Source organism: Chromobacterium alticapitis (genome assembly GCF_002924365.1).
Taxonomy (GTDB): Bacteria; Pseudomonadota; Gammaproteobacteria; order Burkholderiales; family Chromobacteriaceae; genus Chromobacterium; species Chromobacterium alticapitis.
Map to the genome: position 1 here is coordinate 1 of NZ_PQWB01000099.1, position 22,076 is coordinate 22,076.

General features: G+C 64.3%; 16 protein-coding genes. 5 read left to right on the plus strand and 11 right to left on the minus strand.

Going from position 1 to position 22,076, the window contains the following annotated elements; translation table 11 throughout:
• The 3 genes from C2I19_RS17470 to C2I19_RS17480 form a co-directional block, all read right to left on the minus strand.
• Positions 1 to 657, minus strand: a 657-nt coding sequence (locus C2I19_RS17470; protein ID WP_158253752.1) for a TolC family protein, incomplete at its 3' end; no start/stop codon positions are given.
• Positions 650 to 3,790, minus strand: a complete 3,141-nt coding sequence (locus C2I19_RS17475; protein ID WP_103903932.1) for an efflux RND transporter permease subunit — start codon at positions 3,788 to 3,790, stop codon at positions 650 to 652. The genes C2I19_RS17475 and C2I19_RS17470, both read right to left, overlap by 8 nt.
• 6 nt (positions 3,791 to 3,796) lie before the next feature.
• Positions 3,797 to 4,924, minus strand: coding sequence for an efflux RND transporter periplasmic adaptor subunit (locus C2I19_RS17480; RefSeq protein ID WP_103903933.1), 1,128 nt, complete (start codon positions 4,922 to 4,924; stop codon positions 3,797 to 3,799).
• A gap of 489 nt (positions 4,925 to 5,413) precedes the next feature.
• Here C2I19_RS17480 and C2I19_RS17485 point away from each other — a divergent pair, with 489 nt between their 5' ends.
• The 4 genes from C2I19_RS17485 (at position 5,414) to C2I19_RS17500 (ending at position 11,416) form a co-directional block, all read left to right on the plus strand.
• Entirely contained in the window at positions 5,414 to 6,316 is a 903-nt protein-coding gene (locus C2I19_RS17485; RefSeq protein WP_103903934.1) for a LysR family transcriptional regulator, read from the plus strand.
• A gap of 359 nt (positions 6,317 to 6,675) precedes the next feature.
• On the plus strand, positions 6,676 to 7,407 hold the full coding sequence (locus tag C2I19_RS17490) for a glutathione peroxidase (protein WP_103903935.1): 732 nt from the start codon (positions 6,676 to 6,678) through the stop codon (positions 7,405 to 7,407).
• A 160-nt stretch (positions 7,408 to 7,567) separates the two neighbouring features.
• Positions 7,568 to 8,956: a dihydrolipoyl dehydrogenase gene (locus C2I19_RS17495; RefSeq protein WP_103903936.1), complete on the plus strand. Its 1,389-nt coding sequence runs from the start codon at positions 7,568 to 7,570 to the stop codon at positions 8,954 to 8,956.
• Between the two features lie 132 nt (positions 8,957 to 9,088).
• A complete protein-coding gene (locus C2I19_RS17500; RefSeq protein ID WP_103903937.1) occupies positions 9,089 to 11,416 on the plus strand; it encodes a CHASE domain-containing sensor histidine kinase in 2,328 nt (775 codons plus the stop codon).
• 29 nt (positions 11,417 to 11,445) lie between these two features.
• On the opposite strand, the gene C2I19_RS17505 is transcribed toward C2I19_RS17500, so the two are convergent.
• From C2I19_RS17505 to C2I19_RS17520, 4 genes are all read right to left on the minus strand, one after another.
• On the minus strand, positions 11,446 to 12,759 hold the full coding sequence (locus C2I19_RS17505) for an MFS transporter (protein WP_103903938.1): 1,314 nt from the start codon (positions 12,757 to 12,759) through the stop codon (positions 11,446 to 11,448).
• 71 nt (positions 12,760 to 12,830) lie between these two features.
• Positions 12,831 to 14,132, minus strand: coding sequence for a NupC/NupG family nucleoside CNT transporter (locus C2I19_RS17510; RefSeq protein ID WP_103903939.1), 1,302 nt, complete (start codon positions 14,130 to 14,132; stop codon positions 12,831 to 12,833).
• 133 nt (positions 14,133 to 14,265) lie between these two features.
• Positions 14,266 to 14,433 carry a cbb3-type cytochrome oxidase assembly protein CcoS gene (ccoS, locus tag C2I19_RS17515; protein ID WP_103903940.1) on the minus strand — a complete coding sequence of 56 codons (168 nt, stop codon included), beginning with the start codon at positions 14,431 to 14,433 and terminating at the stop codon, positions 14,266 to 14,268.
• Positions 14,433 to 16,862 carry a heavy metal translocating P-type ATPase gene (locus tag C2I19_RS17520; protein ID WP_103903941.1) on the minus strand — a complete coding sequence of 810 codons (2,430 nt, stop codon included), beginning with the start codon at positions 16,860 to 16,862 and terminating at the stop codon, positions 14,433 to 14,435. The genes ccoS and C2I19_RS17520 overlap by 1 nt, the downstream gene beginning before the upstream one ends.
• A 144-nt stretch (positions 16,863 to 17,006) precedes the next feature.
• Between C2I19_RS17520 and C2I19_RS17525 the strand changes: the two genes are divergently transcribed.
• Complete coding sequence (locus tag C2I19_RS17525; protein WP_103903942.1) at positions 17,007 to 18,008, plus strand: NAD(P)H-quinone oxidoreductase; 1,002 nt, start codon at positions 17,007 to 17,009, stop codon at positions 18,006 to 18,008.
• Here C2I19_RS17525 and C2I19_RS22290 read toward each other — a convergent pair whose 3' ends face one another.
• From C2I19_RS22290 to C2I19_RS17540, 4 genes are all read right to left on the minus strand, one after another.
• Positions 18,009 to 18,455, minus strand: coding sequence for a BBE domain-containing protein (locus C2I19_RS22290; protein ID WP_199181250.1), 447 nt, complete (start codon positions 18,453 to 18,455; stop codon positions 18,009 to 18,011).
• Positions 18,367 to 19,608 (minus strand): FAD-binding protein, encoded by a 1,242-nt coding sequence (locus tag C2I19_RS17530; protein ID WP_199181251.1) that lies wholly within the window; start codon positions 19,606 to 19,608, stop codon positions 18,367 to 18,369. Before C2I19_RS17530 ends, C2I19_RS22290 begins: the two co-directional genes overlap by 89 nt.
• Positions 19,609 to 19,737: 129 nt before the next feature.
• Positions 19,738 to 21,054 (minus strand): enoyl ACP reductase FabMG family protein, encoded by a 1,317-nt coding sequence (locus C2I19_RS17535; protein WP_103903943.1) that lies wholly within the window; start codon positions 21,052 to 21,054, stop codon positions 19,738 to 19,740.
• A 124-nt stretch (positions 21,055 to 21,178) separates the two neighbouring features.
• Complete coding sequence (locus tag C2I19_RS17540; RefSeq protein ID WP_103903944.1) at positions 21,179 to 22,051, minus strand: hypothetical protein; 873 nt, start codon at positions 22,049 to 22,051, stop codon at positions 21,179 to 21,181.
• Positions 22,052 to 22,076: the final 25 nt, after the last annotated feature.

The following is a 22,076-nucleotide window of genomic DNA, read 5'->3' on the forward strand; positions in this document are numbered from 1 at the left end:
GGCCTCGGCTTCGGCCTGGCGCTGCTCCAGCTCGGAGATCAGGCCGCCGTGGAAGCGCTTGGTTTGCAGCTTCAGCGATTCCTCGCGGCTATGCAGCGTGCGCTGGGCGATGTCGAGCTGGGCGTCCAGCGCCCGGAGCTGGAAGTAGGTTTGCGCCACTTGGGCGCTCAACGCCAGCTGGGCGGCGTCGCGGTCGTAGCGGCTGGCCGCGTAGCTGGCGCGGGCCGCCTCGTTGCCGCGGCGCAGCTTGCCCCACAGGTCCAGCTCCCACGCCGCCGTCAGATTGGCGGCGCGGACGTCGTTGACCAGCGGGGTGCCGGGCGTGGCCAATTGGCTGGAGCTGCGGCCGCTCTGGTAGCCGGCGTTGGCGTTCAGGGCGGGCAGCAGCGCGGCGCGGGCGATGCCGGCCTGGGCGGCGGCCTGCTCGGCGCGGGCGGCCGCCAGCTGCAGATCGGCATTGCCGGCCACGGCTTCGTCTATCAGTTGGTTCAGCACCGGGTCGTCGAACTGTTTCCACCAGTCGGCGCTGACGGCCGGGGTCTGGGTGGCTGCCTGGGCGGCCGGCAGCTCGACCTTGGGCCGGCTGTAGTCTGGGCCGACCGCGCAGGCGGATACGGCCAGCGCGACGGCGGCGGGAATCAGGGCGCGCTTAAGCATCTGCGTTTCCTCCGGCCCCGGCGTGTTGCTGAGGCTTGTTCTGCTTGCTGAGCTTCATGATCAGGATGAAGAACAGCGGGATGAAGAAGGTGGCGATGAAGGTCGCCGCCAGCATGCCGCCGATGACCGGCAAGCCCAGCGAGTGGCGGCTGGCTGCGCCGGCGCCGGACGAGGTGACAAGGGGCACGCAGCCCAGGATGAAGGCCAGCGAGGTCATCACGATGGGGCGGAAGCGCAGGCGGGCGGCCTCTAGCGCGGCGTCCATGGCGCTGAAACCGTCCTCCATCTTTTGCACTGCGAACTCCACGATCAGGATGGCGTTTTTGGCCGACAAGCCGATCAGCGTCACCAGGCCGATCTGGAAATAGACGTCGTTGTTCTTGCCGGCCACGAAGGCGGCCAGCAAGGCGCCGAACAGGGCGAACGGAACGGCGGTCACCACCGCCAGCGGCAAGGTCCAGCGCTCGTATTGCGCGGCCAGGATCAGGAACACCATCAGGATGCCCAAGGCAAAGGCCAGGCTGCCGCTGTGGCCGGCCTGTTTTTCCTGGAAGGCGCTGCCGCTCCAGGCCAGGGTGAAGTCTTTGCCCAGGGTTTGCTCCGCCGCTGCTTCCAGCGCGGCGATGGCCTGGCCGGAGCTGACGCCGGGCGCCGGCTGGGCCAGGATCTTGGACGCGCCGAAGATATTGAAGCGGTCCACCAGTTCCGGGCCGTAGCTTGGCGTCACCGTGACCAGGCTGGTCAAGGGGATCATGCTGCCGTCTTCCGAGCGCACGTGGACGTTGCCGATATCGCCGGGGCGGGCGCGGAAAGCGGCTTCCGACTGCAGCTGCACCTTGTAGGTGCGGCCGAACTGGTTGAAGTCGTTGACGTAGAGCTGGCCGAAGGTGGCCGACATGGCGTCGAATACCTCATTGACGCGCACGCCTAGCGCCTTGGTTTTCTCGCGGTCCAGATCCAGGAATTTTTGCGGCACGTCTGCGCGCAGCGTGGTGGACACCGAGGCGAATTCTGGCCGTTTTTGCGCCGCGGCCAGCAGACGGGCGGTTGCATCGCCCAGTTTGCTTGGTCCTGCGCCGTTGCGGTCCTGCAAATAGGCTTCCAGCCCGCCGGTGGTGGACATGCCTATGATGGGGGCGGGCGTGAAGGCGCGTATACGGGCGGCTTGCACCGGTTCGCCTTGGCGGTTGGTCCAGGCGGCCACGCTGGCGGAGTCTTGTTCTTTGCCTTGTCGCTGGTCCCATGGCGTCAGGGTGACGAAGCTGGTGGCGCCGTTAGGCAGCTTGGCGCCGGACAGGATGTCGAAACCGTTGAACGTGGTGACGTTGGCGATATTGGGATTCTTCAATAGGGCCTGGTCGAAGTCCTGGGTCACGCGGAGGGTGCGGGTCAGGGCGGCGGCGTCCGGCAGCGCCGTGCTGACGTACATATTCCCCATGTCCTCGTTGGGAACCAGCGAGCCCGGCACGGCGCGGAACAGCAGGGCTGTGGCCAGCAGCAGCGCGGCGAACAGCGTCAGGGCGAGCGCCGTCCTCCGGTTGATGAAATCCACGCCGGCCGCGTACTTGCCGGTGACGCGCTCGAACATCCGATTGAACCAGATAAACGGCCGCGCGGGTTCATGATGCCCCGGCTTCAACAGCAGCGCGCACAGCGCCGGCGTCAACGTCAGCGCCACGATGCCGGACAGGATGACCGAGATGGAGATGGTGACGGCGAACTGGCGGTACATCACGCCGGTCATGCCGTCTATGAAGGCTACCGGCAGGAACACCGCGCATAGCACCAGCACGATGGCCACCACTGGGCCCGACACTTCGCGCATTGCGCGGATGGCGGCCTCCTTGGCGCTGCAGCCGGTTTCGCGCAGGATGCGCTCCACGTTCTCCAGCACCACGATGGCATCGTCCACCACGATGCCGATGGCCAGCACCATGCCGAACAGCGTAAGCAGGTTGATCGAGAAACCGAACAGCTGCATGCCAGCGAAAGTGCCGATCAGCGACACCGGCACGGCGATGCAGGGGATCAACGTAGCGCGGAAGTTCTGCAGGAACAGGTAGACGATGGCGAAGACCAGCACGGTGGCTTCCAGCAGCGTGGAGATTACCTTGTCGATGGAGACCTTGATGAAGTCGGTGGTGTCGTAGGGAATGGCGTAGTCCACGCCGGCGGGAAAGCGTTTCTTCAGTTCCGCCATCTTGTCGCGCACCGCCTGCGCCACTTGCAGCGCATTGGCATTGGGTTGCAGGTAGGTGACGATGCCGACTGCCGGCTTGCCGTTGCGGCTGCCTACCACTTCGTAGTCGTTGCCGCCCATTTCTACCCTGGCCACGTCCTTGAGGCGGATCTTGGCGCCATCGGCTTCCGCGCGCACAATGATATTGCCGAACGCCTCCGGGCTGGAAAGGCGTCCCTTGGCATTGACGGTATAGGTGAAGCCGATCTCCTGGCCGGCGGGCTGCGCGCCTATCTTGCCGGCGGCGAATTGCGCGTTTTGCTCGCGAACCGCCTGGACTACGTCGGCTGGCGTCAACTGCAGCTGCGCCAGCCTGTCCGGCCGCAGCCAGATCCGCATCGCGTAGTCGGTGCCGCCCAGCATGGTGACGTCGCCCATGCCGGGGATGCGCTTGAGTTCGTCCATGATGTTGAGCAGGGCGTAATTCGCCAGATAGTTGCGGTCGTACAGCCCGCTTGGCGAATTGACCGATATCACGCTCAGCACCGAAGTGGAGCGCTTGCGCACGGTGACGCCTTGGCGTTGCACTTCCTCCGGCAGCATTTTCAATGCCGCCTGGACGCGGTTGTTGACGTCAATCGTGGCCTGGTCAGGGTCGGCGCCCACCTTGAAGTAGACATTCAGCGCCAACTGGCCGGTGGAGGAGGAGTTGGACTGGACGTAGAGCATGTTTTCCACGCCGTTGATCTGCTGCTCCAGCGGCGCGGCCACGGTTTCGGCTATGACCTCAGGCGTGGCGCCGGGGTAGCTGGCGCTGACGGAAACGACCGAAGGCACGATCTGCGGGTACTGTTCCACCGGCAGGGCGCGCATCGAGGCCAGGCCGGCCAGGCACAGGATGATGGAAATGACGCTGGCGAAGATGGGGCGGTTGATGAAGAACTGGGAAAACATCGCGGCTTACTTCCTTTCCTCGGCGGCGACTCGCACCGTCGCGCCGGGTTGCGCCTTCATGAGGCCATCCACGACCAGCCGTTCGCCGGCGGCCAGGCCGGACTCCACCACGACTTCCTTGCCCAACTGGGCGCCCAGCTTGACCGGTCTCGACTGCACGCGGTTGTTCTTGTCCACGAGCAGCACCAGGGTCTCCGTCTGCGATTGAATGATGGCGGTTTCCGGCACCGTGATGACATCGTTGCGGGTGCCCAGGTCAAGCAATACGCGGACGAACTGGCCCGGCAGCAGCTTGCCTTGAGGGTTGGAGAAGATCGCGCGGCGGCTGATGGTGCCAGTGCGCGGATCAACGCGGTTGTCGTGGAAGTTCAGCTCGCCGCTCAGCGGATATTCGCTGCCGTCCGCCAGGCGAATGCGCACGCGCGCCTTTTGGCCGTTTGTCTGGATGCTGCCATCCGCGATGCCGTGTTCGAAATTGAGCTGGTCTTGCTCCGAGACGGCGAAGTTGACGTATAGCGGATCGAGCTGCGTGATCGTGGTCAGGGGCAAGTCGCTGTCGGTGCGGATCAGGCTGCCTTCGGACAGCGCTTGCTTGCTGGTCATGCCGGCGATGGGCGCGTCCACCCGGGTGTAGCCGAGGTTGAGCCGCGCCTCCTTCACTTTGGCGTCTGCGGCCTGCTTGACGGCGCGCGCGGCATTGTGGGCCGCCACGGCGTTGTCGTAGTCCATGCGCGATACCGCGTCTTCCTTGAACAGGGGCTCGATGCGCTTTCGGTCCGCCGTGGCCTTGTCCAGCGTGGCCTGGCTTTCGGCCTGGGCGCCGAGCGCCTGTTCCAGCACGGCCTGGTATGGCGCGGGATCGATCATGAAGAGCGCTTGCCCTTTCTTCACCGCCTGGCCTTCCACGTAAGCGCGTTTCAACAGAATGCCGCCTACGCGGGGCCGGACTTGCACGTCGCGATAGCCGGCGGTTTCTCCTACCAGCTCCATGCGCAGCGGCACGCTGTGCGGGCGCAGCGTCTGCAAGGTGACCGTGGGGGGGGCGGGCTCCGCAGCCTGGCGCGGGGGCGCGCAGGCCGCCAGCAGCGGCAGGATCAGGCAGAGCCAGCTTGGCCGGAACAGTGGGTGGTGCATGGGGTGAAACTCCTGAGGGTTGGGCGCAGCCGGATCGAGTGGCATGCGAATCGTGGCGGGAAAGAACGAGAAGAGGGCGTCTGGCAGGCGGCGACGTCATCCAGGTCGCGAGTCGCTCCTTGGCAGCGAGGTCGAGCCGGCATCCGTGGCAGGCTTCCGGAATGGATGCGCGTTTTTTGCCGGTGGAGCCGCGTCGCCGAATGGGTTCGGCGGGCTCACGCGTCCGCGTCTTTGTTGGTCTGCAAACGGGCGGGTAATGGGATAGGCGCGATGGCTATGGCGTCCAGCTTGATCACTGTGTGGTTCCAGATGAGTTGTGCGGATGATGAATGGTGAAAAAAATTGAATCATTAATTTATTTTAAAATTTAAGATTTAATTAATAAATTCCATGTTCATTCCTGAATTTGCCTATTTCTTGGAATTTTATGGATTGATTGCAGTCGGAAAAAGCGGAAATGATAGAAATTGAGATTCAAGGAATTTGAATATGAAAATTTCGCTTGAGGCTTTGACGGCATTGGACGCGGTCGCGCGCCACGGCAGTTTTGCCGCGGCGGCGGAAGCCTTGCACAAAGTGCCGTCCGCCCTGACGTACACCATGCAGAAGCTGGAGCAGCAATTGGGCATTGCCGTGTTCGACCGCAGCGGCTACCGCGCTCGACTGACCCGCGAGGGGGAAATGCTGCTGCGCGACGGACGCAGACTGCTGGATGCCGTGGATAGCCTGGAACGAAGGCTGTCGCTGCGCGCCGAGGGCTGGGAAGATGAATTGCGCATCGCGCTGGGCGGGGTGACGCCGATCGATACCCTGGTGCCGCTGATTCGAGAATTCGACGACTTGGGCACCGGCACCCGGCTCAGCTTTGCCCGCGAGATTTTCAACGGCACCTGGGACGCGCTGCTCGACGAACGGGCCGACCTGGTGATAGGCGCGCCGATGCAGGTGGTGCCGGATGGTTGCAGCTGCCGCGAGATCGGCTCGATGGACATGTTGTTGCTGATGCGGCCGGATCACCCTTTGGCGGCCGAGCCCGAGCCGCTGGGTCGCGAACAGTTGCGCCGGCATCGGCTGATCGCCATCGGGGATACCGCGCGCAATATGCGCGGCCGAGCGGCCGGCATGGAAGAGGGGCAGGAGGTTCTGCTGGTCTACAGCAATTCGGCCAAGCTCAGTCTGACGCTTGCGGGCCTGGGCGTGTGCTACATGCCAAGGGAGGGCGCGCGCGAGCGCCTGGCTTCGGGCGAACTGGTTTCGCGGCGCGTGGAGTCCGCGCGCCCGATGCCGGCGGCTTGCTTCGCCTGGCGGCATGGGAGCGGAGGCAAGGCTTTGCGCTGGTTTGTCGAACGGCTTGAGCCATGGGCGGCGGCCCATGGCCGTGGAGCCGGCTGAACGGCGTCGCGGCGTTTACGCCGCTTGGTCAAGCTCGATTGGCAGGCCCTCCGGATCGGCGCAGAAGAAAGCGCGCGCCGGTGTATTCGTCCACTCTTAATTTGTTTGCAGGCTATGCCTTGCGTTTCGAGATGGGCCCTGGCAGCCATGGCATCCACGCGGCGGAAGGCCGGGTGGCGCAGGCCTGAGAGATGCGTGGCTATGGTCGAGTTGCATGGCCTAGGCGGCACCTCCGCGGAATGGTCATTAAGAAAGGCAATCGAAAGTCTTGTGACAATCAATTAGACGAATTTGCTCATGGCTATCAAAATTAACTCATCGATAGTTAACAACCTCATCACCCAGCCAAGGAGATAGCCATGCTGCAAAATCGTGAAGGCCAACGCGTACCGAACGTCACTTTCCGCACCCGAGAAAACAATGAATGGAAAAATGTCAGCAGCGCGGAACTGTTCGACGGCAAGACCATCGCTGTGTTCTCTCTGCCGGGCGCGTTCACCCCGACCTGCTCGTCCACCCACTTGCCGCGCTTCAACGAACTGGCGCCGGCTTTCTTCGCCAATGGCGTGGACGCCATTCTGTGCGTATCGGTCAATGACACCTTTGTGATGAATGAATGGGCCAAGGACCAGGAAGCCGGCAATCTGGTGATGATTCCAGACGGCAACGGCGAGTTCACCGAAGGCATGGGCATGTTGGTGGACAAGCAGGACCTGGGCTTCGGCAAGCGCAGCTGGCGCTACTCCATGCTGGTGAAGGACGGCGTGGTGGACAAAATGTTCATCGAGCCGCAAGAGCCGGGCGACCCGTTCAAGGTGTCCGACGCCGATACCCTGCTGAATTACATCAACCCGGCCGCCAAGAAGCCCGACCAAGTCGTGGTCTTCACCAAGGTAGGCTGCCCGCACTGCGCCCGCGCCAAGGCGCTGCTGGCCGAAAACGGCTATGACTTCGTCGAAGTGCCGCTGGACAACAAGGTGCGCGGCAAGGTGCTGGGCGCCGTGTCCGGCAAGATGACCGCCCCGCAGGTGTTCATCAACGGCCAACTGATCGGCTCCGCCGATGAAGTGGAAAAGCGCTTCGCCAAGTAACTCCCCTGACGTTCGTCCCGGCGGCTTCGGGCCCTGACGCCGCCGGAATGCTTGGGCCGGTACTCCTGCCGGCCGTTTTTTCCCGTCGGGATGCGGGACGGCATGTCCCTGATGCGCGGCGTGCCGTGCCGCATCCCCGCCAATAATGAGGATAAAGACCATGAAAACCATCCATATCGACGTAGCCGTCATCGGCGCCGGCACCGCCGGCCTGGCCGCTTACCGCGCCGCCAAGGCCGAGGGCGCATCCGCCCTGATCATCGAAGGCGGTCCTTACGGCACCACCTGCGCCCGCGTCGGCTGCATGCCGTCCAAGCTCTTGATCGCAGCCGCCGAAGCCGCGCATCACGCCCGCCACACCGATAGGTTCGGCGTGCATGTGGATGGAGAGGTTCGCATCGATGGCCGCGAGGTGATGGCCCGTGTCCGCAGCGAGCGCGATCGCTTCGTCGGTTTCGTGGTGCGCGGCGTGGACGGCATCCCGGCTAAGGACAAGCTGCGCGGCTATGCCCGCTTCGTCGACAACACCACGCTGCAGGTGGACGACCACACCCTGGTTCAGGCTAAGCGTGTGGTGATCGCCACGGGTTCGTCGCCGGCCATTCCCGCGCCGTTCCAGGTCTTCAGCGACCATCTGATCGTCAACGACGATGTGTTTGACTGGGAAGATCTGCCGCGAAGCGTGGCGGTGTTCGGCCCCGGCGTGATCGGACTGGAGCTGGGCCAGGCGCTGGCGCGTCTGGGGGTGAGAGTGAAGGTGTTCGGCGCCCGCGGCGGCGTGGGGCCCCTGAGCGATCCGGCGGTGCGCGACTATGCCCGCCAGGCATTGGCCGGACAGTTTTACCTGGATCCGGACGCCAAAGTGCTGGAGATGGCCAATGACGGCGAAGCCGCGCGCATCCGCTATGTGAATCTGGACGGCGCGGAAGTGGAAGAGCGTTTTGATTACGTGCTGGCCGCCACCGGCCGCTCGCCCAATGTGCGCGGCCTGGGGTTGGAAAACACCAGTGTGCGGCTCGACGCCCGCGGCGCGCCGCTGTTCGACCCGGAAACGCTGCTGTGCGTCGGCGCCCCGGTATTCATCGCCGGCGACGCCAACAATATTCTGCCGCTATTGCATGAGGCGGCCGACGAAGGCAAGACGGCGGGCCTCAATGCCGCGCGCTATCCGGAAGTCTCCCCGGGGCTGCGCCGCTCGCCCATCGCCGTAGTGTTCACGGATCCGCAGATGATGATGGTGGGCCGTCGCTTCGCCGACTTGCCCGAAGGCGGTTTCGTGGTGGGCGAAGTCAGCTTCGAGGACCAGGGGCGCAGCCGCGTGATGGGCGTCAACCAGGGTCTGTTGCATGTTTACGCCGATACGCAAACCGGCCGCTTCCTGGGCGCGGAGATGATAGGCCCCCGCGCCGAGAATCTGGCCCATCTGCTGGCCTGGAGCCATCAGCAGCAGCTGACCATCGCCCAGATGCTGGACATGCCGTTCTACCACCCGGTGCTAGAGGAGGGCTTGCGCACCGCGCTGCGCGACGCGGCGGCCAAGTTGGCCTGAGGCTGCGCTTGCGCAAAACAGCAAGATCGCGCTATGAATATTTCATACGCAGTTTTGCGCAGAGGAAGTGTTCATGGCTGATCCCGCCTGTTCGATGGTTTCCATCTCGCCCCATGCCCGCAACTTGCCGGCATGGGGTTTTGGTTTGACGAGCGGCTGATGCTGTCCGCCTGGTTCATTGGGGGCGGCGCGCTGTTGCTGCTCGTCGGCTGGCGCTGCCGGATGCTTAGGCTGGATAAAGTCGGCCTGCAGCGCGCCGTTTCCCGCGCCGAGGTGCAAATATTGATACTGGCGGTGCCGCTGGGCCTGACCCTGGCGCTGGCCCGGCATTTCGAAAGTTTGAGCCAAAGCGCCGCCGAATCCAACTTCCGCCATGACGCGATCGCCGCGACCGAGCAACTTGCGGTGGTGATAGAGCAGGACATCGATGCGCTGGAGGCGCTCGCGCTGTTCATGGGCGCGACACCCAATATCAGCCAGTTGGAATTCAGCCGCTTCGCAGAACCGCTGGTGGCCAGGCGGCCGCTGTTCCAGGGCATAGGCTGGTCGCCCCGAGTCGCGCGCGCGGACCGCGCGGCGTACGAGAGCCGTTATGGCCAGATCAAGGAAAGACGGGAGAGCGGGGCGCGGGAGACGGTTGGCGAGCGCGCGGAATATTACCCTGTCACCTTATTGGCGCCGGAAGCGGATAACGCCAGAGTGCGGGGTTTTGATCTGGCGTCGGAGGCGAGAAGGCGAGAAACCATACGCCGGGCGCTGGCCAGCGGCCAGCCGCGCATCAGCGAGCCGGTGATCTTGGCCCAGTTCGATGACAAGCGAGGCAGCGGCGTGTCCATGATGATACCGGTCAAGGGACTGCACGGCGGCGTGGTGGTCGGCGGCATCAACGCCTATAGGCTGGAGGCCCGCGCGCTGCCCGCGCTGAAGGACAAGGGCATAGCGATGCAGTTGGACGATGCGAGCGATCCTGGACGGCTGCAGAACCTGGTGATGCCGGACCTGAAAAACGACACGGGCGTTCGTGTCAGCCGCGACATCCCTGTGGCAGGACGAGTGTGGCGCGTTACCTTGCATGCCTTGCCCGCTTATTTCGAACAAAACGCCAATCATGACGCGGCGCGGCTGGTGCTGCCGGTTGGACTGGCGCTGACCGTGCTGTTGGGCTTTTACCTGAATCTGCTGGTGAGCCGCCGCGAGCTGGCTGAAACGATGGCGCAGCAATCCACGCGCGCGCTGCAGCAGAGCGAGGAGCGTTTCCGCATGTTCGCCAGCATCGCCTCGGACTGGCTGTGGGAGCTGGACGGTCAGGGGCGGCTGGCCTACTGCTCGGAGCATTTCAGCGAGCTGACCGGCGTGCCGCGCGAGCAATTGCTGGGCCGGCACTGGACGGAATGGAAACCGGTGAGGGCCAATCCGGAGCAGCAGGCGCGGCTGGCGCAATGGTTGATGGCGCGGGCGGAAATCCGCGATTGCGAATTGTGCTACCGCAAACGCGATGGGGAACTGTACTGGGTGGCCATCAGCGCCTGTCCGCTGTTTGCCGCGGACGGCAGCCTGCGCGGCTATCGCGGCGTGGGCCGCGACGTGTCCGAGCGCAAGCGCGCCGAGCTGGAGCTGCATGGCCACCGCAATCATTTGCAGGAGAGAGTGGCGCAGCGCACGGCGGACTTGCTGCGCGCCAAGGAGGACGCGGAGCAGGCGAATCAAGCCAAGTCCGAGTTTCTGGCCAATATGTCGCATGAGCTGCGCACGCCGCTGCACGGCATACTCAGCTTCGCGGAAATCGGCGGCGATAAGGCGCTGACCGCCCCTGCCGCCCGGCTCAAGCGCTATTTCGACAATATCCATGCCAGCGGCTCGCGCCTGCTGGTCTTGCTGAACGACTTGCTGGACCTGGCCAAGCTGGAATCTGGACGGCTGGTGCTGAAGCGGGAAGAGGTGGACCTGAACGAGTTGGCGCGCCAAATGGCGCTGAGCGAGGAGGTCAGGCTGCAGGCTGCCGGCATCCAGCTGCGGCTGGAGCTGCCGCCGACGCCGCTGATTGCCTGGGCGGATAAAACGCGCATGCAACAGGTGCTGGCCAATCTGCTGTCCAATGCGATCAAGTTCTCGCCGCGCGGCGGCGCCATCGTTATCGGGCTGCAGCACTTCGGCTCCATGCTGACGCTGAGCGTGGCGGACCAGGGGCCAGGGGTGCCGGAGTCGGAGTTGGAGAGCATTTTCGACAAATTCGTGCAAAGCAGCGCCACCGCCAACGGCGCCGGCGGCACCGGATTAGGGCTGGCCATCTGCCGGCAGATCGCGCTGGGCCACGGCGGCGGCATTTACGCGGAGAACCTGCCGGCAGGCGGCATTTGTTTCTTCGTCTCTTTGCCCGACGCCGAGAATAGCAAGACGATGGACAGGCTGGAGCGACTGCTGGGCGAATCTCAGCCGCAAGGTATTGCGTCCGGCAAATAAAAACGGCGCCTTTCGGCGCCGTCCGCGGATCAGGCGCGGCCGAGCAAGGGCCGTATCCAGCTGAAGCGCTGGCGCCAGATGATAGGCGCGCACCAGGCCAGGTGGGCCGTGGCCAGCACATTGAGCAGCGCCGCCGCCAGCAGCAGCATGGAAATGCTGTCATACCCCTTCAGCATCAGCGCGCTGCCTATGGCCGCCGCCACCATGTAGAAGCCATTGATGATGTTGTTGGCCGCCACCGCCTGCGAGCGGAATTCATCCGGGCTGCCGGTCTGCAGCCAAGTGTACAGCGGCACGGTGAAGAAGCCGCCGAAGAAGCCCAGCAAGGCCACGTCGATGATGCTGCGCCAGCTGCCCGGACGGGCCAGGTATTCCATCAGCGTGGCCAGCTTGCCGTAGTAATGCGGCAGGGCGCCTAGCGCCAGATCGCCGCCGAACAGCGTCATGCCGGCGCTGCCCAGGAGCACGATGCCTAGTTGCAATTGGCCGTGCGACACCTTGGCGCAAGCTATCGAGCCTATGCCTATGCCTATGGAGAACAGCGCCAGCAACAAGGTGTAGACATCGGCGTCTCCGCCCAGATGCAGCCGGGTGAAAGTGGGCAGCTGGGTGGTGTAGATCGCGCCCATCAGCCAGAACCACGAGATGCCGAGGATGGCGCAGCGCACGTCATGGATTTTCCAGGCTTGGCGGACCAGCTGGACCGAGTCGCCCATGAAGTTCCAGGACAACTTCAGGTGCGGCGCGCCGGCCGGCACCGACGGCATCTTGGCGCTGCTGAAGTAGCCGAGCACCGCCGTGATCAGCAAGGCGGCGATGATCAGCAACGCGCTATTGTGGGTCAGCACGCTGCCCAGCAACTGGCCCAGCAGGATGGCGAGGAAGGTGCCCATCTCGATCAAGCCGGTGCCGCCCACCAGCTCATGCTCCTTCAGATATTGCGGCAGCACCGAATATTTCAGCGGGCCGAAGAAGGACGAGTGGGTGCCCATCAGGAACAGCGCGGCAAGCAAAATGGCGGCGGACTTCATCAGGAAACCGGCGCCGGCCAGCAGCATGATGGCGATTTCGGCCAGTTTGATCAACCGCGCGATGCGGGCCTTGTCGAAACGCTCGGACAACTTGCCGGCGCTGGCGGAAAACAGGAAGAAGGGCAGGATGAAAATGCCCGCCGCCAGATTGACCAACTGCTGCGGCGGCAGGCCCGCCGTGCTGAGCCCGTGGAAGCTGATCAGCACCACGATGGCGGTTTTCAGCATATTGTCGTTGAAGGCGCCCAGGAATTGGGTGCCGAACAGCGGCAGGAAACGCCGGGTGGCGAAGAATGAGAATTCGGATTTCATGGGGCCGTTCATGAAAAAGGCGGGAACCGCATGCTAGCGGATTCCCGCCTGATTGTCAGTTTGCCGGCGACTTAAGCCAGCGACAGCCACAGGCCGGCGGTGGAGGCGGTCATGAAACCGGTCAGCACCGAGGCCAGCAGCGCGCGCATGCCGATTGCGGCCAGCTCGTTCTGCCGCGACGGCGCCAACGCGCCTATGCCAGCCACGCAGATGCCGACCGAGGAAAAATTGGAGAAGCTGGCCAGGGCGAAGGTGGAGATCATCACCGTCGGCGCGGACAGCGCGCCGGCGGCCTTCATTTTGGCCAGGTCCAGGAAGGCGATGAACTCGTTCAGCACGATTTTCTGGCCCAGCAGGCTGCCCACGCCCAGCGTCTCGCTCCAGCTGATGCCCATCAGGAAGGCGAACACGCGGAACAATTGGCCCGCCAGGTATTGCAGCGTCAGGCCGTCGAACATGCCGCCGGTGGAGGCGCGGATGGCGCCGTTGACGCCCAGCAGCTCGCCCAGGCCGTCCTTCATCGCGTAATCGGCCAGGGCGATCAGCGACACGATGGCCAGCAGGATGGTGGCCACCGCCGCGGCCATCTTCATGCCGGCCAGCGCGCCGGACACCAGGGCGCTGACGAAGTTGCCGCCGGTTTTCTCTTCGGCGGCCTTCAGTTTATTGCTGGAGATGTCGGCCGGGCAGGTTTCCGGGAACAGTATCTTGCTGAACACCGCTGCGCCGGCGGCATTCATGCAGGAAGCCGTCAGCAGATAGGTGGCGAAGCGCCCTTGTTCGATCGGGTCCGCGCCGCCCAGGAAGGCGACATAAGCAGCCATCACGCCGCCGGACAGCGTAGACATGCCGGCGACCATGACGCAGGCCAGCTCGGAGCGCGTCATGTGCTGGATGTAGGGCCGGGCCAGCAAGGGCGCCTCGGTCTGGCCCAGGAAGATGTTGGCGGCGGTCACCACGCTCTCCGGGCCGGACAGGCGCAAGCTGCGCTTCATCAGCCAGGCCAGGGCATTGACCACGCGCTGCAGAATGCCGAAGTGGTAGAGCAGCGCGCTGAAAGAGGAGAAGAAGATGATGACGGGTAGCACGGTGAAGGCGAACAGGAAGCCGAGCTTGCCATCGGGCTTGGCCAGGTCGCCGAAAATGAAGCGGGCGCCGTCGCCGGAAAAGCTTAGCACCTTGGCGAAGCCGGCGCCAAAAGCGGAGAAGGCGGCGTGTGCGACAGGCAGATAGTTGATGAGCAGGAACAGCCCGCTGGGGATGGACAGTCCGATCAGCACGGTGCGCCAATCGATGGCGCGGCGGTTGGTGGAGAAGGCGACGGCGGTGGCAACGAGCAGCAGCATGCCGGCCAGGGCTTGGATGGAATTCACAGATAGGCCTTTGAAACTAGCAGGATAATGATTTGCTAATGCTTAAAGGCGCGGCATTCTACAGCAAAAAAGCGTCGCCCATAAAGAGCGGCGGCATAGCTTGGCGCATTTTACCCGGACGGGTAGTTTGACGTCATTCCTTCGCCTCGTCTCGATGCGGCGTATCGTCGTCCATCAGGATGCGATGGGCCGGGCCTTCCATGTCGTCGAACTGGCCGGAGCGGGTGGCCCACCAGAAAATCGCGCCGATGACGAAGGCCAGCACCAGGCTGAGCGGAATGAGCAGGTATAGGCTTTCCATCAAGTGTCCCGTTTGGTGAGGCGCAAGGCGTTGCCGACCACCAGCAGCGAGCTGAGCGCCATGCCTAGGCTAGCCAGCCACGGTGTGACGTGGCCCAGTATGGCCAGCGGCAGCGCCACCACATTATAACCGGCCGCCCACAGCAGATTCTGCCGAATCACCGCCAGCGTGCGCCTGCCCATGGCGATGGCGAGCGGAATCAGCGCCAATTGGTCTGAGATCAGCACCATGTCGCCGCTGGCACGGGCGACGTCAGTGCCACCTCCCATGGCGATGGAGACGTCCGCCCGCGCCAGCACCGGCGCGTCGTTGACGCCGTCTCCCACCATCAGCACACGCCGCCCCTGGGCTTGCAGGGAAGAGACGAAGGCCAGCTTGTCCTCTGGCGCGGCGCGGGCGCGCCAGTCGGCCATGCCCAGTTCCGCCGCCAGACTGGCCACGGCCTGTTCGCCGTCGCCGCTGAGCAAATGGACGGCGAGTCCGCGCTCGCGCAGCGCGCGCAGCAAGGCGGGCGCGTCGTCGCGACAGACATCCCCGATGGCGAAGCGCGCCTGCACGCCATCGGCGTTGGCCAGCAGCACCTGGCTGCACTCGGCGTGCCAGTCCGAGTCCTCCTTCTCCTCAAGGCCCAGCCAGGCAGAAATGAAGGGCGCGGAGCCCAGTCGCCATTCCTGGCCGTCCACCATGCCGGCCACGCCGTGCCCGGGATAGTTGTTCGTCGATTGAACAGCCGGCAGCGAAAGACCGTCCGCCGCGGCGAGGATAGCCTGAGCCAACGGGTGCTCCGAAGATTGCTCCAGCGCGGCGGCGATGGACAGCGCGCGTTCGCGCGGCAGCGGACCGGCTATGTCGCGCAGCCGCATCCGTCCATGGGTGAGCGTGCCTGTTTTGTCGAAGACGACGTCGGTGACGCGAGCCAGCGTTTCCAGCGCGTGTCCGCGCGTCGTCAGCACGCCTTGCGACGCCAGATTGCCGCTTGCAGCCGTCAGCGCGGCCGGGGTGGCCAGCGACAACGCGCAAGGGCAGGAAATCACCAGCACCGCCACCATGATCCACAAGGCGCGGTCTGGATCGACGAAGTGCCATCCTATATAGCTGGCCGCCGCCGCCAATAGCAGCAGGGCGACGAACCAGCTGGCGAAGCGGTCGGCCAGCACCGCCAGCCTGGGCTTTTCCGTCAGCGCCTGGTCCAGCAAGCGCACGATGCCGGCCAGCCGCGTGGCCTGGCCGATCTGCTCCACGCGCATGATCAGCGGGCTAGCGGCATTGACGCTGCCGGCGATCAGCCTGTCGCCGGGTTGTTTGTCCACTGGCCGGCTCTCGCCGGTCAGCAGCGACTCATTGCTGGCGCTGCTGCCATCCAGCACCACGCCGTCGGCCGGAATGGTTTCGCCCGGTTTGACCAGGATGACGTCGCCCTCGCGCAGGCTGGCCACGGTAGCCTCGTCCGCATCCCGACTGCTAGGCCAGCCAGCCAGCCGGTGGCAAAAAGCCGGCACCAGCTTGACCAGGCTCTCGCTGGCCGCGCCGGCCTTGCGCCGGGCGATGCCTTCCAGGTAGCGGCCGCCCAGCAATAGGAAGACGAACATGGACACCGAGTCGAAATAAATGCCGTGCTCGTACTTGTGGATCAGCGCCCAGAAGCTGGCGAAGAAGGCGGTGAGTATGCCTATGCTGACCGGCGCGTCCATGCCGACGCGGCCGGCTTTGAGATCTCGCCAGGTATTGCGATAGAACGGCAGCGCGGAATACAGCAGCACCGGCAGGGTCAGGATGAAGCCGGCCCAATGCAGCAGCCACAGGAAGTCAGGGGCGATGTCGCCGTCCGACGCCAGATAAACCGGCACCGCGTACATCATCACCTGCATCATGGAGAGTCCGGCCACCCATAGCCGGCTCAGCGCCTGCTTGCGCTCCTTCTGCTGCAGTTTTTCCTGCCGCTCCGCGTCATAGGGATGGGCGCGGTAGCCTATGGCCGCCACGGCCTCGAGAATGGCGGACAGCCGGATGCAGCTATTGTCCCAGCGCACGCGCGCGCGCTGGGTGCTGTAATTGATGTCCACCGCCAGCACGCCGGGTAGTTGGCGCAAATGCTGTTCGTTGAGCCAGATGCAGGCGGCGCAGCTGATGCCCTCCAGCATCAAGGCGGCCTCGCGGGCTTCGCCTTCGACGCGGTGGACGAAGCTTTGCTGCAGCTCTTCCGAATCGTACAGCCGGATCTGCTGCAGCACCGCCTCGGGCAGCGCTTCCACGCGCTCCGCGCCTTCGGTGCGGTGCTGGTAGTAGTCGGCCAGGCCGGACTCGATAATGGTATTGGCCACTGCCTGGCAGCCGGCGCAGCAGGCGGCTTCTTCCTTCTGGCGGTAGCGGATGGGAAAGCGGGCGCCGACGGGGACGGGCAAACCGCAATGGAAACAGTTCTCGCTCATGACGAAGGATTGTAATCAATGCGGACGAAGCGCGCTTGATCCAGCTCATGGCGCGGCCAGTCAAAGCGGATTAATCGAAACGGACACTTGCGCCGGCCGCGACTGGCCGCATTTGCCGGATATCAAATAAAGGAAAGGCGAAACATGACGATGCAAGCCGTGGTTCAGCAAGCGCCGGGCGGCGTGGAGACGATGGACATCGGAGAATGGCCGCGTCCGCAACTGGTGCGGGGGAGGCTGCTGGTGAGGGTGATGGCGGCGGGCGTCAATCGCGCGGATCTGATGCAGCGCGAGGGGCGCTATCCGCCGCCGCCCGGCGCCAGTCCGCTGTTGGGGCTGGAAGTGGCCGGCTGGGTGGAGGAGGCCGCGGCCGGTTCGGCGTTTCAGCCCGGAGATGCGGTGTTCGGCCTGGTGGAGGGCGGCGGCTACGCTGAATATGTTTTGCTGGACGAGGCGCTGGCCATCGCCAAGCCGGACGAGCTGTCCTGGGTGGAGGCGGCCAGCCTGCCGGAGGCCTGGATGACGGCCTGGTTCAATCTGGTGGTCAAGGCGGAGCTGCGAGCCGGGGAGGCGGCGCTGATCCATGCCGGCGCCAGCGGCGTAGGCGCGGCGGCGATTCAACTGGCCGCCATGTTGGGCGCGCAAGTCTTCGCCAGCGCCGGCAGCGAGGAGAAACTGGCATTCTGCCGCGAAATGGGAGCGAGCCGCGTGTTCAACTACCGCGAGACGCCGGCGTTCGGCGAGCTGGTGAAAAGCTGGGGCGGCGCGGACGTGGCGCTGGACCCGGTGGGCGCGGGTTATCTGGCGGAGAATATGCAGGCGCTGAATCCGGACGGCCGCCTGGTGAATATCGGCTTGTTGGGCGGGCTGAAGGCGGAGCTTGACTTCGGCCGGCTGCTGATGAAGCGGATCAGTCTGATCGGCTCTACGCTGCGGCCGCAGCCGCTGGCGGTGAAAGCCAGGCTGGCGGCGGCGCTGCGCGAGCAGATTCTGCCTGCCATCCTGGATGGCAGGCTGCGCGCCACGGTGGACAGCAGCTACCCGTGGACTCAGGTGCAGGATGCCCATCTGTATATGGCGGACAATCGCAACCAGGGCAAAGTGGTGCTGACGCTGTTTCCTACGCTGGCCGCGGGCGGAGCCTGATCAGGCGGGCTGGATGGACAGCGCGTGGTGGAACACATTCAGCGGGTCGTAACGCCGCTTGCCCTCCCGCAGCTGCCCATACGCGCCTGGGTAGTACAGCTCGCCCCAGTGATACGCCGGCGTGCCGGGGTTCGCGCCGTCTACCATGTCCACGTCCGGGTAGTTGATGTAGCAGCCCTCGTAGCGTGATGCTGGGCCCGGGTAGGGCGTGCCGTTGAATCCGTCTTGGCGGTAGACGTCTTCATAGAATTCGCGCATCCATCGCACTTGTGCCTGATCCTGCTCCGGATCCGTCCAGTAGCTCTGGTATTGCAGTTTCATGATGGAGGCGCGCTGCGGCACGGCGGTGCGGTTGTCGTCAGGGTTGAAACCGTTGTTGCCGCTGCCGGCGTGGTTGATCGCGCCGCCGCAGGAGTCCACTTGCAGCAGCGTCTGGCTGAGATCCACGCCTGTCGGAGCCTCCTGGCTCAGGCGGCGATAGATGGCGTTCACCTCGTGTTCGGTAAAGCCCTGTTTCATATAGGCTGACTTGTATTTGCCGCGCTGGTTGTTGCCGGAACCGTTCAGCGTCTGAGTGGCGTATATCCATTACTTGGGTGTGCGGCGGCAGCGCGGCGTGGTGGCGCGCGTGAATGGAGCGGTGTGGAACGAAGGGCAGGTGGCTGCCGCCCGCGAGGTAGCCGCTTAAGGGCTGCGGCAGGCAGGCCTGGCTCATGCGCTGATTGAAGTCCACCAGCGGTCCAGTGTCGTCCAGCCGGCCGTTTTCGTCGGTGTACTGCACTACCAGACCTATCTTGCCTGTGCTGACATGGTTCAGTTTGAGCAGCGAGAACAGGCCGTAGCCATCGCTCTGTCTGTCCGCCTCCGCCCAATATTCGCCATAGGCGTGCAGGAGGTCGGCAAACATTGCCGGGGTGTGCCGCAGCTGCGCCCAGTCGTATTCCAGGAATTGCAGCGCCACTAGCCGCGGCGCGGGCGGCATGTCGTCGAAATAGTAACTGGTGATCAGGCCGGCATTGCCGCCCCCGCCGCCGCGGCACAGCCGCAGCAGATCGGCATGGCCGTTGTCTTCCCTCGCGTGAACCAGATGGACTTTGCGTTTCTCGTCCACCAGCAGGATGTCCACCGCGCTCAGCCAGTCCACCGTCAGGCCATGCATGCGCGACAGCAGGCCGTAGCCGCCGCCGCTGATATGGCCGCCGGCGCCCACGGAATAGCAGGAGCCGCCTGGAATCGTCTTGCCGTGCAGCTTGTACAAGCCTACATAGCCATCCCAGTTTTGGTTGCCGGCCAGAAGCTGGAAGCCGTAACGGTGGCCGCCGGCGTGGACATCGTTGAGCAGGCCGGACATGGGGCCGATGTCGAGGATGATGCCGTCGCGGTTGTTGCTGACGAAGCCTTCGTAGCAATGGCCGCCGCTGCGTATGGTGGGGCGCTTGCCATGGTCCACGGCGTATTGCAGCGCCTGGCGGGCCTCGTCCGCATCGCGGCATACGATGATGGCGCCGGCTTGCTGTCCGTCGGCTGGCCAGCGCAAATTGAAGCCTTTCTTCAGCGTTTCATAGCGGGCATCGTCATGCGTGATCACTTGGTAGCTCATAGCTATCCCCAGGCTTTAAAAATGACGATGATTTATAGTTTTCTGAATATTGATTCACAAGGCATGGATAAAATTTCGCCCCGCGGCCTTGCGGCGACGGGGCGAGTTTGATGCAGCGACGGCGGCGGCTTAGCCGTGAGCGCGGTTCAGCTGGCGGGCGATGATGTCGTGGTTCAGCCACAACACCGGGCCGGCGGGCTGAGCCGCCTCGCCGAACATCAACGAGCCGCTGGCTTCAATCACCAGGCTGCTCAGGCGGTCGGTGATCAGCGCCTTGGCGTCTCGGTGCATGGCGGTGATGCCGTCTGACGTGCCTATCATCACATCGGCCAGTTCCGGGCTGTTGGGCATCGGCCAGGCTTGGAAGTTGCGGAAGCCGCGCATCACTTCGCTGTTGTTGAGCTGATCCAGCTTGCTCAGCACCTCTTCCAGCGCATGGCCGTCTTGCAGCAGGGCCTCGCAGGCCTGCCATTCGCCATCGGCCCAGGCGCTGCCGTTTTCGCGCTTCAGCGCGCGCAGCAGGCCAATCAGCGGCAGCTCCACGCCGACGAAGATGTCGGAGGAGTTGGTGCGGATTTCAGGGCAATTGAACACAGTAGCCTTGACGCCTTGCTCCCAAGCGGCGCGGGCCACGTTTTCCAGCCGCATCTTGGCGTAGCCCTGGGTGTAGTTGGTGTAGGTCTGCCACTGGTATTCGCCGTCGATCAGGATCTCGGTGCCGTGGTAGCCGTAAGCGGTATAGCGGACTTGGCCGCCGGCCGCTTCCAGGCGCTGGCGCAGCGCGGCGCTGCCGTCTATCAGGTGCTGGAAGGTATTGGCGGTGACTTCATCGAAGTTTTGCAGGATCAGCTTGCCCAGGTCGCTGTTCAGCAGCGCCTCGGTGGATAGGAAGCGCTCGCCGCGGCCTTTGTAGACGCGGTTGGCGATGGCCAGGAACACTTTGGCCTTGGGAATGCCGCCGGCCATGGTGTGGGCGAAGAACACATTGCGGCCGTCGGCTATCATGCCTTCCAGCTGCGCCATGGCCTGGGCCACCCCGGCTTGGAAGCGCGCCACGCCGATCTGCCGGCATTTTTCGATATGGTCCCAGTCCAGCTTGTCTTCCTGCCAGGTTTTCAAGGTCAGCGCGCCCAGCAATTGGGTGGGCGTCGCTTCGCCTGCCGGGGCGTCCTGGTCGAAGCCGGCCATCAGCGGCACATTGATGATCTTGCCGCCCAGATTGGCCTCGGCCTCGGCCAGCTCTTCGGCGTTCAGCGGGCGCAGCTGGCCGTCTTCGCCTCGGCGGCCCACGGTCATGCCTATGATTTCCATGCCGGCCTTCCGGGCCTCGGCGATCAGGCCATTGGCGTAGCCGCGGCCGAACAACTCGCCGAACAGGACGAACACGTCGCCGGGACGGAACAGTTGATGTTGCGGCAGTTCGCGCAGGGCGGTGGCTTCAGTCATGTTTTTGTCTTTCAGAATGAGGCGGGACGCCGGCAGAGGCGCCGCGCCGAGATTTTTTAGTGCGATTGCTCGAAATTGGCGTGCATCATACCTGAAATGGCTGCCATGCGCGCCGTTGCGGCCATCACGATTGCAATGGCGACAGCGCCTCGATCAGCGCCACTTCCTGGGCGTAGCTCAAGTTCTTCAGCTTGGCGAGCAGCGCCTCGCCATGCACTTGATGCCGCTGATCCAGTTCGTCTTCCAGGATGCGCGCCTCCACTGCCAGCCAAAGGCCGCGGCAGGAGGCGGCGCTGTCGAAGTGGATGCCGGCGATGACGGCGGCGACCAGATGCAGCTCCTCGTCGCTGAACTGGCGAGACAGCAGGGCCTGTTCGCGGCGGACGATCTCGGCATAGCGGTCGCAGATCTGCTGCACGCGGTCCGCGTCGCCGTAATGGGCGGGCGCCTCTTCTTGGAGGGATTCGCCGCCGTGATGGAACCAGGACTCGATCAGCGGCCGCAGTTGGGGAAGCTCCTCGTGCCAGACGCGGGCTAGTTCCTCGCGGAATTCGGCATGGTCGGTGAACGACAAGTCGTCGAAGGGCATGGCCGGCAACACGTTCTCTTCCAGCGTGCGTTTGCCTACCCAGACCCGGCCTTCATCGTCCAGCCGGGTTTCGCCGCGCCAGACGGCTTGTTCCTCGGTAGCCAGATTGTCCACGTGAATCTCGACATAGGGCAGCGCCACGCCCTGGCCTTCGTCTTCTGTCACGAAGCGCAGCGTGATGTCGAACAGACCATGCTTCATCACTTCCAAGAGCTGGAGGCCATCGGCATGGCCGGCCAGGATGTAGCGGTCTTCGCATTCGTAGACGGCCACTTCTTCCGGATGGCCGGCGGGATGGACCAGCTTGGCCCGCAAGGCGTCGGCCAGCTCATTGGCGTCGTTGTGATGGATGTCGAAGCCGGTGCGGTAGGCTTCGCGCTCATGCCAAAGCGCATTCCAGTCATACATGATTCTATGTCCTTGGTGTTGCCGG